Annotated in this window: 13 protein-coding genes; 8 read left to right on the top strand and 5 right to left on the bottom strand. The window is 70.4% G+C overall.

Annotated features, from left to right (window positions below; genetic code table 11):
• Window positions 1-83 precede the first annotated feature (83 nt).
• The 5 genes from I2501_RS25885 to I2501_RS25865 all read left to right on the top strand — a co-directional run bounded on the left by I2501_RS25885 (window position 84) and on the right by I2501_RS25865 (window position 7149).
• Window positions 84-1571, top strand: coding sequence for an MFS transporter (locus I2501_RS25885; RefSeq protein WP_196196639.1), 1488 nt, complete (start codon window positions 84-86; stop codon window positions 1569-1571).
• A gap of 275 nt (window positions 1572-1846) precedes the next feature.
• Window positions 1847-4555, top strand: coding sequence for an aconitate hydratase AcnA (acnA, locus tag I2501_RS25880; RefSeq protein ID WP_196196638.1), 2709 nt, complete (start codon window positions 1847-1849; stop codon window positions 4553-4555).
• A gap of 161 nt (window positions 4556-4716) precedes the next feature.
• Window positions 4717-5496, top strand: coding sequence for a Clp protease N-terminal domain-containing protein (locus I2501_RS25875; protein WP_196196637.1), 780 nt, complete (start codon window positions 4717-4719; stop codon window positions 5494-5496).
• A gap of 282 nt (window positions 5497-5778) precedes the next feature.
• Window positions 5779-6024, top strand: a complete 246-nt coding sequence (locus I2501_RS25870) for a hypothetical protein (protein WP_196196636.1) — start codon at window positions 5779-5781, stop codon at window positions 6022-6024.
• 138 nt (window positions 6025-6162) lie between these two features.
• Window positions 6163-7149, top strand: a complete 987-nt coding sequence (locus I2501_RS25865; RefSeq protein ID WP_196196635.1) for an LLM class flavin-dependent oxidoreductase — start codon at window positions 6163-6165, stop codon at window positions 7147-7149.
• Between the two features lie 218 nt (window positions 7150-7367).
• Here the strand turns inward: I2501_RS25865 and I2501_RS25860 are convergent, their stop codons facing one another.
• Together I2501_RS25860 and I2501_RS25855 are read right to left on the bottom strand one after the other, a co-directional pair.
• On the bottom strand, window positions 7368-8159 hold the full coding sequence (locus I2501_RS25860; protein ID WP_196196634.1) for an SDR family NAD(P)-dependent oxidoreductase: 792 nt from the start codon (window positions 8157-8159) through the stop codon (window positions 7368-7370).
• 13 nt (window positions 8160-8172) lie between these two features.
• Complete coding sequence (locus I2501_RS25855) at window positions 8173-8913, bottom strand: SDR family NAD(P)-dependent oxidoreductase (RefSeq protein WP_196196633.1); 741 nt, start codon at window positions 8911-8913, stop codon at window positions 8173-8175.
• Between the two features lie 177 nt (window positions 8914-9090).
• On the opposite strand from I2501_RS25855, the gene I2501_RS25850 reads away from it, so the two are divergent.
• Entirely contained in the window at window positions 9091-10149 is a 1059-nt protein-coding gene (locus I2501_RS25850; protein WP_196196632.1) for a sigma-70 family RNA polymerase sigma factor, read from the top strand.
• A gap of 7 nt (window positions 10150-10156) precedes the next feature.
• On the opposite strand, the gene I2501_RS25845 is transcribed toward I2501_RS25850, so the two are convergent.
• Window positions 10157-10795 carry a TetR/AcrR family transcriptional regulator gene (locus I2501_RS25845; RefSeq protein WP_196196631.1) on the bottom strand — a complete coding sequence of 213 codons (639 nt, stop codon included), beginning with the start codon at window positions 10793-10795 and terminating at the stop codon, window positions 10157-10159.
• Window positions 10796-10922: 127 nt separating this feature from the next.
• Here I2501_RS25845 and I2501_RS25840 point away from each other — a divergent pair, with 127 nt between their 5' ends.
• The gene (locus tag I2501_RS25840; RefSeq protein ID WP_196196630.1) at window positions 10923-12284 is read left to right on the top strand and encodes a GH1 family beta-glucosidase; all 1362 of its coding nucleotides are present in this window, start codon (window positions 10923-10925) and stop codon (window positions 12282-12284) included.
• Window positions 12285-12448: 164 nt separating this feature from the next.
• Here the strand turns inward: I2501_RS25840 and I2501_RS40730 are convergent, their stop codons facing one another.
• Together I2501_RS40730 and I2501_RS25830 are read right to left on the bottom strand one after the other, a co-directional pair.
• Complete coding sequence (locus I2501_RS40730) at window positions 12449-12715, bottom strand: hypothetical protein (protein WP_328806632.1); 267 nt, start codon at window positions 12713-12715, stop codon at window positions 12449-12451.
• The gene (locus tag I2501_RS25830; RefSeq protein WP_236047222.1) at window positions 12712-13155 is read right to left on the bottom strand and encodes a prevent-host-death family protein; all 444 of its coding nucleotides are present in this window, start codon (window positions 13153-13155) and stop codon (window positions 12712-12714) included. The genes I2501_RS40730 and I2501_RS25830 overlap by 4 nt, the downstream gene beginning before the upstream one ends.
• Before the next feature lie 201 nt (window positions 13156-13356).
• Here I2501_RS25830 and I2501_RS25825 point away from each other — a divergent pair, with 201 nt between their 5' ends.
• The gene (locus tag I2501_RS25825) at window positions 13357-14649 is read left to right on the top strand and encodes an MFS transporter (RefSeq protein WP_196196629.1); all 1293 of its coding nucleotides are present in this window, start codon (window positions 13357-13359) and stop codon (window positions 14647-14649) included.
• Window position 14650: the final 1 nt, after the last annotated feature.

Here is a 14650-nt window from a genome sequence, read left to right as displayed (position 1 = left end):
CCTATATCGCTCCTAGCTTAGGTCTCGTCAACAAGAGAGAAGCAGCCAGCCAGTCGGGCAGCAGAGAGCGGCGGGAGAGCCGGATGAGTACCACGGACCGCATGAGCGGCGCGGACCGCAGGCGGTGGATCGCGTTGGCCGTCGTGATGACGGCCAGCTTCATGGACCTGGTGGACGCGACGATCGTCAACGTCGCGATCCCGAGCATCGAACGGGACACGGGTGCGGGCTTCAGCGCGATCCAGTGGATCACCGCGGGCTATGCGCTCGCCTTCGCGGTCGGGCTGATCACCGGCGGACGGCTCGGCGACATCTACGGGCGCAAGCGGATCTTCCTGCTGGGCACGGCCGGCTTCACCGTCGCGTCACTGCTCTGCGGTCTGGCGGTCAACCCGGAGATGCTGGTCGCCACGCGGATGCTGCAGGGCGGCACGGCGGCGCTGATGGTGCCTCAGGTGCTGTCGATCATCCACGCGACGTTCTCCGGCGAGGAGCGCGGCAAGGTCTTCGGCATGTTCGGCGCGATCATCGGCCTTGCGGCCGTCACCGGACCGCTGCTGGGCGCGGTGCTGACGCAGGGGAACCTGTTCGGGCTGGAGTGGCGGCCGATCTTCCTGATCAACCTGCCCTTCGGCATTGCCGGGCTGCTGCTGGGACGCCGGTTCATCGACGAGTCCAAGGCTCCGCAGGCGCTGCGGCTGGACCTGGTCGGCGTCGCGCTGGCCACGGCCGGATTGCTGCTCGTGCTCTACCCGCTGGTCGAGGGGCGCGAGCTGGGCTGGCCGGTCTGGGGTTACCTGCTGATGGCGGGCGGTCTCGCGGTGCTGGGCGGCTTCGTCCGCTACGAGCGGCGCAAGAGCGCCAAGGACGGCTCGCCGTTGGTCGAGCTGACGCTCTTCCGGGCCAAGAGTTTTGCGGCCGGGATCGGCGTGCAGCTGGTCTTCGGTGCGGCGTGCGGCATCTTCTTCCTGGTCTGGACCCTCTACATGCAGATAGGCCTCGGCTGGAGCCCGCTGCACGCCGGTCTCACCGGCCTGCCGTTCACCGTCGCCTGCTCGGCGACGGCGGGGCTCTCGGTCCAGCTGCTGGTGCCGCGCGTCGGCAGCCGCCGGGTGCTGCAGGGCGGCGCGCTGACAACCGCGGCGGGCGCCCTGCTCTACATAGGCGAGGCCTACCGCTACGGCCACGCGGTCCACTCCTGGCAGATGGCTCTCCCGCTGCTGGTGATGGGCGCCGGGATGGGCATGATCTTCTCCCCGCTCACCGACGCCGTCCTGTCCGAGGTCCCGCGTGAACACGCGGGCTCCGCGTCGGGTCTGATCAACACCACCAACCAGCTCGGCAACGCCTTCGGTCTGGCCCTGACCTCGGTCGCCTTCACCGGCACCACCGTCATCCACGCCTTCGGCCACGCGATGCTCTGGATGGTCGCCGCCCTAGCCGTCGTCACCCTCCTGATGGCCGCTCTCCCCAAGCGCACCACGCACGCCCCGCAGGAGGTCGCTGCGGAGACCGGTGCGGAGACCTCCGCGACCGAGACGGCCCCGGAACAGCCCGCCCTGGTCGGCTGAAGCACGGCAGGAGCGACCCTGTGCCCTGCGACCGGGGCACAGGGTCGCCCTCGTCGGAAGGCCGAGCCGCGACCGCTGTGGGCCACCTGAACCAATCGTTCGGCCCTTGGTTTCGCACCATTCGACCCCGTGTACTAGGGTGGTATCTCGACATCAAGATATCTGCCGCTACACTCGACTCTGATCGCGTGAGCAGCGCGCCCGGACCACCCGCGCCACAGCAACGCCGCCGCGCATTCGTGCTTGTCGATAGACCCAGAACACAGGGAGAAGTCGTGTCCGCGAACAGCTTCGACGCCCGCAGCACGCTGCAGGTGGGCGACGAGTCGTACGAGATCTTCAAGCTCGACAAGGTAGAGGGCTCCGCGCGCCTTCCCTACAGCCTGAAGGTCCTGCTGGAGAACCTGCTTCGCACCGAGGACGGCGCGAACATCACCGCCGACCACATCCGGGCGCTCGGTGGCTGGGACCCGTCCGCGGAGCCCAGCGAGGAGATCCAGTTCACCCCCGCCCGTGTGATCATGCAGGACTTCACCGGCGTGCCCTGTGTCGTCGACCTCGCCACCATGCGTGAGGCCGTCAAGGAGCTCGGCGGCGACCCGTCCCGGATCAACCCGCTGGCCCCGGCCGAGATGGTCATCGACCACTCGGTCATCGCCGACAAGTTCGGCACCAAGGACGCGTTCACGCAGAACGTCGAGATCGAGTACGGCCGCAACAAGGAGCGTTACCAGTTCCTGCGCTGGGGCCAGGGCGCGTTCGACGAGTTCAAGGTCGTCCCCCCGGGTACCGGCATCGTGCACCAGGTGAACATCGAGTACCTGGCCCGCACCATCATGGTCCGCAACGGCCAGGCCTACCCCGACACCTGCGTCGGCACCGACTCGCACACCACCATGGTCAACGGCCTGGGCGTGCTGGGCTGGGGCGTCGGCGGCATCGAGGCCGAGGCCGCCATGCTGGGCCAGCCGGTCTCCATGCTGATCCCGCGCGTGGTCGGCTTCAAGCTCACCGGCGCGCTGCCGGACGGCGCCACCGCCACCGACCTGGTGCTCACCATCACCGAGATGCTGCGCAAGCACGGTGTTGTCGGCAAGTTCGTCGAGTTCTACGGTGACGGCGTCGGCGCCGTGCCGCTGGCCAACCGCGCCACCCTCGGCAACATGTCGCCGGAGTTCGGCTCGACCTGCGCGATCTTCCCGATCGACGGCGAGACCATCAACTACCTGCGTCTGACCGGTCGTTCCGAGCAGCAGCTGGCGCTGGTCGAGGCCTACGCCAAGGAGCAGGGCCTCTGGCACAACCCGGCGGCAGAGCCGGTCTTCTCCGAGTACCTGGAGCTGGACCTGGCCACCGTCGTGCCGTCGATCGCCGGCCCGAAGCGCCCGCAGGACCGCGTGATCCTGGCCGAGGCCGCCTCCAAGTTCCGCTCCGCCGTGCGTGACTACATCACCACCTCGGACGAGTCCGGCGAGGAGTCCTTCCCGGCCTCCGACGCCCCGGCGTCCTCGAACGGCATCCACAACCCGTCTCCGGTCACCGCCCCCGACGGCTCGACCTACGAGATCGACAACGGCGCGGTCGTGATCGCCTCGATCACCTCCTGCACCAACACCTCCAACCCCTCGGTCATGCTGGGCGCCGCCCTGCTGGCCAAGAAGGCCGTGGAGAAGGGCCTGACCGTCAAGCCGTGGGTCAAGACCACGCTGGCGCCGGGCTCCAAGGTCGTCATGGACTACTACGAGAAGGCCGGTCTCCTCCCGTACATGGAGAAGCTGGGCTTCAACCTGGTCGGCTACGGCTGCGTCACCTGCATCGGCAACTCGGGCCCGCTGCCCGAGGAGGTCTCCAAGACCGTCAACGACCACGACCTGGCCGTCGTCTCGGTCCTCTCCGGCAACCGCAACTTCGAGGGCCGGATCAACCCCGACGTCAAGATGAACTACCTGGCCTCGCCGCCGCTGGTGGTCGCCTACGCCATCGCGGGCAACATGAACGTCGACATCACCCGTGACGCGCTGGGCGCCGACGCCGACGGCAACCCGGTTTACCTGCACGACATCTGGCCGACCGAGCAGGAGGTCGCGGACGTCATCGCGACCTCGATCGACCAGGACATGTTCACCAAGGACTACGCGGACGTCTTCGCGGGCGACCACCGCTGGCAGTCCCTGCAGGTGCCGACCGGCAACACCTTCGAGTGGGACGCCGAGTCCACCTACGTCCGCAAGCCCCCGTACTTCGAGGGCATGACGCACGAGCCGAGCCCGGTCACCGACATCTCCGGTGCCCGCGTCCTGGCCAAGCTGGGCGACTCGGTCACCACCGACCACATCTCCCCGGCCGGCAACATCAAGGACGGCACGCCGGCCGCCGAGTACCTCAAGGGCCACGGCGTCGAGAAGCGTGACTTCAACTCCTACGGCTCGCGCCGTGGCAACCACGAGGTCATGATCCGCGGCACCTTCGCCAACATCCGTCTGCGCAACCAGATCGCGCCGGGCACCGAGGGTGGCTACACCCGCGACTTCACCCAGGCCGACGGTCCGGTGTCGTTCATCTACGACGCCTCGCAGAACTACCAGGCCGCCGGCACCCCGCTGGTCGTCCTGGCCGGCAAGGAGTACGGCTCCGGCTCGTCCCGCGACTGGGCGGCCAAGGGCACCGCGCTGCTGGGCGTCAAGGCCGTCATCGCCGAGTCCTACGAGCGCATCCACCGCTCGAACCTGATCGGCATGGGCGTGCTGCCGCTGCAGTTCCCGGAGGGCCAGACGGCCGACTCCCTCGGCCTCACCGGCGAGGAGACCTTCTCCTTCGCGGGCGTGACCGAGCTGAACGAGGGCCGCACCCCGAAGACCGTCAAGGTCACCACGGACACCGGCGTCTCCTTCGACGCCAAGGTCCGGATCGACACCCCCGGCGAGGCGGACTACTACCGCAACGGCGGCATCCTGCAGTACGTGCTGCGCTCGCTGATCAAGTAGTCCTCAGCTCGGCGACCGGCCGGAACGGCCCCGCTCCCCTTCGGGGGGGAGCGGGGCCGTTCCCGTTTTCTGTGACACGCAGCAAAGGCGTTGACGGCATGTACCCCCATGTATAACCCTAGAGGGGTTAGAGACGTGAGACTCTCTGTCGGAGGGATGCCATGCCCAAGATCAACGTCTATTTGCCCGATGAGCTCGCCGCGGCCGTGAAGGCCGCCGAGATCCCCGTCTCTGCCGTCTGCCAGAAGGCGTTGGCGGACGCGGTACAGGTGGTCACCGTCGCCAGGAAGGGCATCGCCGCGCTGCGCAACCCGGACTTCGACCCGGACGCCCGGCCGGAGTTCGCGACCCGCCTGGCCGCTCGGATGACGGACCGCCTGCGCACGTCGATCGAGCTGGGCCGCGAGGCCGCCGCCGGGCGTCCGGTGGGCACCGGCTCGCTGCTGGTCGGCATGATCGACGAGGGCGGGAACCTCGCGGTCCGGCTGCTCCAAGCCCTCGACGAGGACATCGACGAGCTGCGGGAGGCGGCGCTGACGAGCACCGTCGAAGAGCCGATGCCGACGGCCGCCGCGATGGCCGCCACGGGGGGCGCCACAGGGGGCGGCGAAGGTGGCTTCTGGTCGGGGATGACCCTGCCCGTCCGCAGCGCGATCGGCGCGGCGCTGGAGGCGTCGATCGACCTCGGGCACAACTACATCGGCTGCGAGCACCTGCTGCTCGGACTGCTCGCCGACCCCGAGAGCGGGGCCGGTCGGGTGCTGAGCGAGGCGGGCCTCGACGCCTCGGCGGTGCGCCGTTCGATCAGCTCGGCGCTGGCGGGCTTCGCCCAGTCGCGCGCCACGGCGGCGTCCGCGGCCTCCGCGACGACGGCGGCGCTCGACCGGGTCGTCCAGCGGCTGGACGCGATCGAGCGCCGTCTGGGCGAAGCCGGTCTCTGAGGCCCCGGTCTGTGAGGCTCCGGTCCTGGGGCTCCGGTCTCTGAGTCTGAGAGTGGTGTGGCCGAGTCGGGCGAGCAGTGCCCGGCTCGGCCATGTCGAACGCTGGGCCGGGTGCGGGCGCGTCATATTCGAAAATTTGTTCCTATACTGGAGGGGTGAACACGTCCCCCGTCCCTCCCGGCTGGCCGGAGCGGGTCCAGCCCCCCGGCAGTCCCGGCTGGGAGGAATCCGCCAGGAGGTGGCTTTTACGACCAGGCTCCTGGGGAGTGGCGGCGGTACCACGTGCTCTACAAGCACCCGCTGATGCTCGCCCGCGACGTCCGCTATCTCGCCGAGGGGTCGCTGCAGGCCGCGCGGTCCGCGTACTCGCGGGCGCGGGTGGAGCTCGCCGACCACTTCGAGCCGCACACCATCGAGGAGCGGTTGCGCACGTACGCCGAGGAGGGCGCACGGCTCAACCTCCTGGTGCGCCAGGTGCAGTTGGTCGAGGACGCCCTCTCGGGAGTGCGCTGGGTGCCGCGCCTGTGAACGGATGAGCGGGTGAGTGGTCTGGGCGGGCGGGGCGCGGGGCGCTTTCTCTTGTTCTCTTGCGCGGCCGGTGGTACCCATCTCGCACAGACGATCTGACTACTCGTCAGTTCGCGGTGCTCGGAAGGGACCAGGCCAGTGACCGTCACCACGCTGCGCTTCAACCAGGTCGCCCCCGGCCTGGACCGCAAGGACGTCGCCGCCCGTTATCGCGCCACGGTCGAGATGGCCGTCCACGCGGAGGAGCACGGCTTCGACCTGATCACGCTGGAGGAGCACCACGGCGTCGACGACGGCTGGAGCCCCGCGCCGATCACCACGGCGGCGGCGATAGCGGGGGCGACCAGCCGGATCCCGATGATGCTCTGCGCGTTGATCACCCCGCTCTACGACCCGCTGCGGCTGGCCGAGGAGCTCACCGTGCTGGACCACCTCGGCGACGGGCGGGTCACCACCGTCGCGGGGATCGGCTACCGGCCCGCTGAGTACGCGCTGATGGGCGTCGAGTGGAAGGAGCGCGGCCGGATCCAGGACGAGGTGCTGGAGACGCTGCTCGCGGCCTGGACCGGCGAGGAGTTCGACCACCGCGGTCGCACCGTGCGGCTCACGCCGCCGCCGCTGACCGCGCCGCATCCGCCGCTGATCGTCGGCGGCTCCTCCCGCGCGGCCGTCCGCCGCGCGGTGCGGCTGCGGCTGCCCCTCTTCACGGCCGCCCACCTGCCCGAACTGGTCGAGTACTACGACGCGTTGGCGGCGGAGGCCAGGTGGGACGGCGGCTTCGTCCTGCTGCCGCCGGAGCGTACGCGGATGCTCCACTGCACCGACGACCCCGACCGCGCGTGGGCCCGGTACGGCGAGCACTTCCTCCACGAGGCCCGCACGTACGCCTCCTGGCAGACGGCGGACATCCGCTCGGCGGTCTCCACCAAGGCGCTGACGGTGGATCAACTTCGCGCCGAGGGCGTGTACTGCTGCCTGACGCCCGAGGAGTGCGTCACCGCTGCGGCGGAGGAGGGCGCGATGGGCACGCTGATGCTGCACCCGCTGTGCGGCGGGATGCCGGTGGAGGCGGGGTGGGAGAGCCTGCGGCTCTTCACGGAGCAAGTGATGCCGCAGATCCGGTAGTTGCAACGCCCTTCGGTGCGGGGCCGCCGCCGCGTGGGCGCGACAAGCGGTGTGCTCCCGCAGTCAGTTGCAACACCTCAGGGGCGCGGGGAACTGCGCGACAAGCCACCCCGTGTGGTGAGTCGCTCAGCGAGCAGGGCCATCCGCACAGGGTGGTTGCTCGCGCAGTTCCTCGCGCCCCCAGGTAGTGCAACGTCCCCTGCGCGAAAGCCGTCCCGTCAGTCGACCACCAGGCCGCCGGTGAGGTTGGCGATCGCTCCGGTCATCGCGCTGGCGCGGTAGGAGGCCGCGAAGGCGGCGACGTTGGCGATCTCGGCGACCCTGGGCAGCCGCTGACGCAGCGTCTGTCCCGTGACGGCGGCCTCGAAGGCCGAGCGGCTGATGCCGTGGGCCTCCGCGTGGAGCTGGTAGACCTCCGTGATCTGCGGGGTGTCCGGCATGCCCGCGGCGTTCAGGCACACGACCCGGACGCCGGAGGGGCCGAGCTCGGCGGCCAGGCCCCGGGAGAGGGCTTCGATCGCGGCCCATGCCGGCGCCATGCCGCCCATGAGCGGGGTGGCCGTCCGGGACGGGCTCGCCGTGATCATCATGATCACGCCCGAGCCCTGGTCGGTCATCCGCCGCGCTGCAGCCCTCGCGGTCAGGAAGTTGGCCTTGGAGTAGGTGGCCACGGGCAGTTCGAACGCCTCGGCCGACAACCCCGCGAGCGGGACGCCCTGGATGCCGCGCTGCGGCAGGCTGATGGCGTTGAACGAGACGTCGACCGAGCCCCCGGCGCTGACCACCGCGGCGGCGTGCGCTTCCACGGCGTCCTCGTCCAGCACGTCCACCGTGGCCAGGTGCGCCCTGCCGCCGGACGAGCGGATCTTGTCCGCGACCGGCTCCAGCGTGGCGGCGGTCCGCCCGGCGAGGAAGACCTGCGCTCCCTCCTGGGCGAAGGCGAGCGCGACAGCGCTGCCGACGGCTCCGCCCGCCCCGTAGACGATCGCGTTCTTCTTCTTGAGCAGCATGGTTACTCCGGTGTCATCGCAGGTCGGCGACGAGCGCGGCGTTGCCGCGTTCGAGCAGCTTCACGGGGCCGGTCGGCCAGTCCTCGGCGAAGGTCGCCGACAGCGGATCGGGGAAGATCTCGTCGTCCCCGGCGGCCACGCCGTCGAGGATCGCCTGCGCGACGGCGGACGGCGCGGCCTTGGGGATGTCGAGGTTCCGGACCATGTCGGTGTCCACCGGCCCGGCCAGCACGGCGTGGACGCGCACGCCCTCCGCGGCGAGTTGGAGACGCAGGGACTGGGTCAGCGCGAGCGCCGCGGCCTTGGAGGCCGAGTAGCCCGCCATCCCCGGCACCGCCGCGAGCGCCGCCAGCGACAGCACGTTGACCACCGCCCCGTGGGAGCGCGTCAGGTGCGGCGTGAAGGCCCGCGTGACCGCGTAGGGGCCGAAGAAGTTGACCGTGAAGTGCCGTGCGAGCACCTCGCGGTCACCGAGGTCGTCGTAGATCGCCAGTCCCGCGTTGTTGACCAGCAGGTCCAGGTCCTCGATCTGCTGCGCGGCGGCGTCGATCTGCGCCTGGTCGGTCACGTCCAGCAGCACCGGACGGACGCGCGGGTCGGGGTGGGTGAACGGTCGCCGCGTCGCGGCGTACACGCGTCGTGCGTCCCGGCGCAGGGCCTCCTCGACCAGCGCGCGTCCGATGCCGCGGTTGGCGCCGGTGACCAGCACGGTCCGTCCGGCGATGGATTCTGTCTGGGTCGCGCCTGTCTGCATCACGATGCTCCCGTCTGTTCGGGCTCGGGCTCGGGCTCGGGTTCGGGCGCCGGCCCCGGGTGGGGTGGATTTCGCCTTTCACCAGGAACAGACACACCGGTGCGCGGAAACTGGGGCCTGGGGGACCGCCCAGTTCCGCGGCCTGTCGGTGTCGGTAGCTTTGAAGGAGGTGGATCCATGACAGACAACCTGTTGCAGCGGGCCCGCTCCGGCGACCGCGACGCGTTCGCCGCGCTCGTCGAGCCGTACCGAGGCGAGCTGCAGCTCCACTGCTACCGCATGCTCGGCTCCCTCCAGGACGCCGAGGACACCCTGCAGGAAGTGCTCCTCGCGGCCTGGATGGGCCTGGAGGGCTTCGAAGGCCGGTCCTCGGTGCGGACCTGGCTGCACCGCATCGCCACCAACCGCTGCCTCAACGCCCTGCGCACCACCCGCCGCCAGGTACCTGCGGAGTCAGCGGTACCGTCCGTGCCGCGGGTGCCGTCTGGGCCGTCGGTGCCCTCTGCGGCCGCCCGGCCGGAGCCCTCCCGACTGGGCGAGGTGCTGTGGCTGCAGCCCTTCCCCGATCTGCTCCTCGACGGCCTTCCCGACCAGAACCCCGGACCCGAGGCCCGCTACGAGTCCCGCGAGGCGGTCTCTCTCGCCTTCGTCACCGCGGTGCAGGTGCTTCCGCCCAACCAGCGCGCGGTCCTCATCCTGCGCGACGTCCTCGGCTACCGCGCCGCGGAGACGGCCGAGTTGCTGGGCCTCACCGAGAGCGCCGTCACCAGCGCGCTCAAGCGCGCCCGCGCGACGATGGAGGCGGTCCGCAGCGACGACCGGCCGGACCGGCCCGCGCTCGCTCCGGGCAGCCCGGAGGAACAGGAGCTGGCCGACCGGTTCGTCGCGGCCTTCACCGGCGACGACGTCTCCGCGCTCGTCGCGCTGATGACCGACGACGCCTGGGTTCGGATGCCCCCGCTGCCCTTCGAGTACCACGGCACCGAGGCCATCGCCCGCTTCTTCTCCGCGACCGAGGTCCACCCCGCCTGCCCGGTGGCCCGGATGCTCCCCACCCGCGCGAACGGCCAACCGGCCTGGGGGCTCTACGTCCGCGACACGGCGACCGGCGTGCTGCACGGCGCGGGCGTTCTGGTGGCCGCGTTCTCACCCGAGGGCGTCAGCGCGCTCACCCACTTCGAGACGACGGTCGCACCCTGGTTCGGCCTCCCGCGCACAGCGCCGGAGTTGTGCTGACGCAGGCTCAGTCGGTCGACGCGAGGTAGCCGCGCAGCAGCCGCTTGCACTCCGCGATCAGCACCGGGTCGCCCTCGGGATCGCTGCGGAACGCCAGCCGCAGCACTGCGTCCGCGCACTCCAGGGCGACATGCAAGGAGACCCGCGCGGCCGCCCGGTCGGTGCCGCCGATCAGGTCGCCGAGCAGGAGCCAGAGGCGGTCCGCGACGGCGGCGTTGTTCTCCAGGACCGAGTCGAGCAGATGGACGCTCTGCGTGTCCTCGCGGCCGACCGCGCCGAAGTCCACCACGCCGAAGCCGGGGACGGCGCGGTGCATCGCGACGTACTCCTCGACCGAGAGATCGACCAGGGTGGCGATGTCGGAGGGCCGTTCGGCCTCCATCCGCCGGGTGAGGCGGTCCATGAAGTGTTCGAGATTGCGCTCCGCGAGCGCGCCCAGCAGCCCGTCGACGCCGGGGAAGAACTGGTACAGCGTCCCGATCGGGACCTCCGCGCGGCGGGCGACCTCCTTGGTGGTCAGCGCGGTGTAGCCGACCTCGTCGAGCAGGCGCGCGGTGGCGTCCAGGATCCGGTCGAAGCGTTCCTGGCTGCGCCGCTGCACGGGCCGGCGGCGGACGATGCCTGCGGAGGACGCGGGAACGTGCATGGCCTCACTCTGCCCGATCGAGTGTAGGCTTGGCGAGTCTCTAATATGAGTGTTTCTCATGTTCTCTGTTTCTCATGTTCGAGTCGCTGGGTTCCCGTGTTCGCCTGCTCGTGAGGGTGTGATCTGAATGCCGACGCCGCCGACTTCTGAGGAGCCGACGTTCCCGGCCTCCTTCGTCTGGGGCGCCTCGACCGCCGCGTACCAGATCGAGGGCGCCGCTGAGGAGGACGGAAAGGGGCAGTCGATCTGGGACACCTTCGTCCGCCGCCCTGGCGTGGTGCTCGACGGGCACACCGGTGACATCGCCTGCGACCACTACCACCGGTTTCCCGAGGACGTCGCGCTGATGCGGCGGTTGGGGCTGGACGCCTACCGCTTCTCGCTCTCGTGGCCGCGAGTGCTGCCCACGGGGGAGGGCAAGGTCGAGCCGCGCGGGCTCGACTTCTACGACCGCCTGGTGGACGCGCTGCTCGACGCGGGCGTCACGCCGACGCCGACCCTCTTCCACTGGGACCTGCCGCAGGCGCTGGAGGACGGCGGCGGCTGGCTCGCCCGCGACACCGCGTACCGGTTCGGCGAGTACGCGGCGGTCGTCGCGGAGCGGCTGGGCGACCGGGTCCGGCGGTGGATCACGCTGAACGAGCCCTTCGTGCACATGTCCTTCGGCTACGGCTTCGGCGTCCACGCCCCCGGCCGGGCGCTGCTGCTCGACGCGGTACCAGTGGCGCACCACCAACTGCTCGGCCACGGCCTCGCGGTCGCCGCGCTGCGGGCGGCGGTGCCGAACGCCGAGGTGCTGATCGCCAACAACTGCAGCCCGGTGCGCACCACGAGCCGTCCCGAGGACCTCGCGGCGGCCGAGGCGTACGACACGCTGCACAACCGCCTCTTCAACGACCCGCTGCTGCTGGGCCGTTACCCGGACCTCTCGGCGTTCGGGGTGGCGGATCCGAGCTGGGGCGGGGTGGTCAGGGACGGCGACCTGGAGATCGTCGCCGCGCCGCTGGACGGGCTGGGGATCAACTACTACAACCCCACCTGGATCAGCGCCCCGAGCGAGGGCGCGGGGCTGCCCTTCGACATGGTGGAGCCGCAGGAGCCCTACGAGCGCACGGCGTTCGGCTGGCCGGTCGTGCCGGACGGACTGACCGAGCTGCTGGTGGGACTGGATCGGCGGTACGGCGACGCGCTTCCACCGCTCTGGATCACCGAGAACGGCTGCTCGCAGCCGGCGGGATTGGACGACCCGGCGCGGATCGCCTACCTCTCCCGCCACATCGCGGCGGTGCGCGACGCGATGGACCAAGGTGCGGATGTACGCGGCTACTTCACCTGGTCACTGCTGGACAACTTCGAATGGGCGGAGGGCTACCACCAGCGCTTCGGCCTGGTCGAGGTGGACTTCAACTCCCCGGAGCGCACCCGGACGCCACGCGCGAGCTTCGACTGGTACCGGAAGTTCATCGCGGCGCAGCGACAGGCGCTTTGAGCGGTTCGCGGGCTCGTGACGTCTGGTGCCGCCGAGGTGCCGGTGGCCTACGGGCTACCGGCGCCGGACCTTGCCCGGCTCTGTGTCGCGGGGGTGGCCGATGCCGGCCAGGACGATCCACACCCGGCCTGCGTCAACGTCGACCAGATAGCGCACCCGGCCGCCTAAACGGTGACCTCGTACTCCCACTGGGGCAACTCCAGGCCGCCCAGGATGCGAGTCTTCAGGTCGCCCTTCAGGCGGTGCTGACGGTCGGTTTCGTTGGCCGGAGCCGGATCGGTCAGCAGGGCGTCGAAGGCACGGTGTGTGTTGCCGGGGGCCTTCTGTCCCAGCTCCTCCCATCCCTTCGCGGCCTCGGCGGTGCCGAACCGGACATCCCACTCTCCACCCACAGGCGGCGGGACCACCCGGTCCCCCCTCTTCGGGCTCACGTAGCCGCCTCCGGCGTCGTCACCGGCCCGAAGTCCGTGCCGTCCAGCGGCCGAAGGGCTTCTGCGTACTCCTCCGGATCCGCTTTGATGCGGGCGGTGGCTCGCCATCCGGCGACAACGCCGGGCACCTTGCCGTACACATCCAGCTCGGCGGCGTCCCGGACTGCGCCGACGAGTTCGAGGAGGAATTCACGCACCTCGGCGTCGTTCAGGTGCCGAACCCAGGGGAAGATCTCGGGCATCGCGAGCAGGACGGCACGCGCGCCCTCGTCGGTCTTCATCAGCGCCGAGTAGGTCCGGGCGATGGTGTCGACGACCTCTTCCTGGCGCTCAGCGCGCTCTGCGGTGGTCAGTATCAGGTCGTCGCCGTCTCGTCGGACGACGCGCAGACTCTCGTGCTGCTTCAGCTTTTCGACCACGACTCCGGGCGTCTTGGTCATCTCGGAGTAGGTGACGGACTCGGTCGGTGTCAAGCCTCCCATCCTACTGCGGAAGTAGTTCCGCACAACTGGAATTGCCGCTGGCGGCGGGGGAGAATGTGACGCGACCCCTGTTCAAGGAGGTTTCCCAGTCCTAGACTCCGGCGACAAACATGAGCCAGACTCATGAATGCCTGACGCATTGCCTCCGGAGGAGTCGCCATGAAGCAAGCGGTGGAGCGGTCCGCGACTCCTTCCCCCGACTCTCCGGATTCCCCGGACTCCGCGGACGTCTTCGCCGAGCCGACCGAACGCGTTCGGGCGGGGTGGACCGGGGGGCTGTCGCTCGCGACGCTCGCCGTCTTCATGGCGTTCATGACGCCGATCCAGATCCTGCTGCCGCTTCAGCTCGAACACATCGACCCGCACGGCAAGGACACCGCGCTCTCCGTCGTCACCGGGGTCGGCGCGCTCGTCGCGGTCCTGGCCAATCCGCTGGCCGGGGCGCTGTCGGACCGGACGACCAGCAGGTTCGGGCGGCGGCGGCCGTGGATCCTGGGTGGGGCGGTGGCCGGGGCGGTCGGGTTGGTGGTGACCGCCGCCCAGCACAGCCTGCTCGGGGTGACGCTCGGGTGGTGCGTCGCGCAGGCGGGGTTGAACGCGATGCTGGCCGGGGTGACCACCCCGATCGCGGACCGGGTGCCGGTCGCGCAGCGGGCGGAGGTCAGCGGGTGGACTGGGATCATGCAGTCGCTCGGGCTGGTGCTGGGCGCGCTGATCACCACGCTGCTGGTGACCGGCGTCTGGTCCGGCTACGGCACGCTCGCGCTGCTGACCGTGGTGCTCGCGCTGCCGTTCGTGCTGCGTCACGGCGAACCGGTGCTGCCGCGCGCACTGCGGCCCGACTGGGACGCCCGGGCGATCGCGCGGACGCTGTGGGTGAGCCCGCGCCGGTACCCGGACTTCGGCTGGGCGTGGCTGACCCGGTTCCTGATCAACCTGGGCAACGCGCTGGGCACCCTCTACCTGCTCTACTACCTCACTGACTCGGTCCACTACGCCGATCCGGGCACCGGCGTGCTGATCCTCACCGTGATCTACACCGTCTGCGCCGCGCTGACCGCGATCCCGGTCGGCGTGCTGTCGGACCGGCGCGGGCGGCGCAAGGGGCTGGTGCTGCTGTCGGCGGTGATCATGGCCGTGGCCGCCGTGATCCTGGCCTTCCTGCACAGCTGGGTGGCCGCGATGGTCGCCGCCGCCGTGCTGGGCGCGGGGTTCGGCGTCTATCTCGCGGTGGACCAGGCGCTGGTCACCCAGGTGCTGCCGCAGGCGCAGGACCGGGCCAAGGACCTCGGCGTGATCAACATCGCCAACTCCGGCCCGCAGGTGCTCGCCCCCGCCCTCGCGGCGCCGGTGATCGCCCATGCTGGCGGCTACACCGGGCTCTACCTGGCCACGGCCCTGGTCACGGTGGCGGGCGGGTTCCTGGTCCGTCGGGTCAGGGGCGTCGCCTGAC

Source organism: Streptacidiphilus fuscans, assembly GCF_015690355.1.
Classification (GTDB): Bacteria; Actinomycetota; Actinomycetes; order Streptomycetales; family Streptomycetaceae; genus Streptacidiphilus; species Streptacidiphilus fuscans.
Note: the sequence above shows the minus strand (reverse complement) of the source record. Positions and strands in the feature narration are given on the sequence as shown.

What these genes read in the sequence shown, in the direction of transcription:
- I2501_RS25885 (WP_196196639.1), top strand. Translation starts at nt 84, where the DNA reads ATGAGTACCACGGACCGCATGAGCGGCGCGGACCGCAGGCGGTGGATC.
- I2501_RS25875 (WP_196196637.1), top strand. Translation starts at nt 4,717, where the DNA reads ATGCCCAAGATCAACGTCTATTTGCCCGATGAGCTCGCCGCGGCCGTG.
- I2501_RS25860 (WP_196196634.1), bottom strand. Translation starts at nt 8,159, where the DNA reads ATGCTGCTCAAGAAGAAGAACGCGATCGTCTACGGGGCGGGCGGAGCC.
- I2501_RS25855 (WP_196196633.1), bottom strand. Translation starts at nt 8,913, where the DNA reads ATGCAGACAGGCGCGACCCAGACAGAATCCATCGCCGGACGGACCGTG.
- I2501_RS25850 (WP_196196632.1), top strand. Translation starts at nt 9,091, where the DNA reads ATGACAGACAACCTGTTGCAGCGGGCCCGCTCCGGCGACCGCGACGCG.
- I2501_RS25845 (WP_196196631.1), bottom strand. Translation starts at nt 10,795, where the DNA reads ATGCACGTTCCCGCGTCCTCCGCAGGCATCGTCCGCCGCCGGCCCGTG.
- I2501_RS25840 (WP_196196630.1), top strand. Translation starts at nt 10,923, where the DNA reads ATGCCGACGCCGCCGACTTCTGAGGAGCCGACGTTCCCGGCCTCCTTC.
- I2501_RS25830 (WP_236047222.1), bottom strand. Translation starts at nt 13,155, where the DNA reads ATGACCAAGACGCCCGGAGTCGTGGTCGAAAAGCTGAAGCAGCACGAG.
- I2501_RS25825 (WP_196196629.1), top strand. Translation starts at nt 13,357, where the DNA reads ATGAAGCAAGCGGTGGAGCGGTCCGCGACTCCTTCCCCCGACTCTCCG.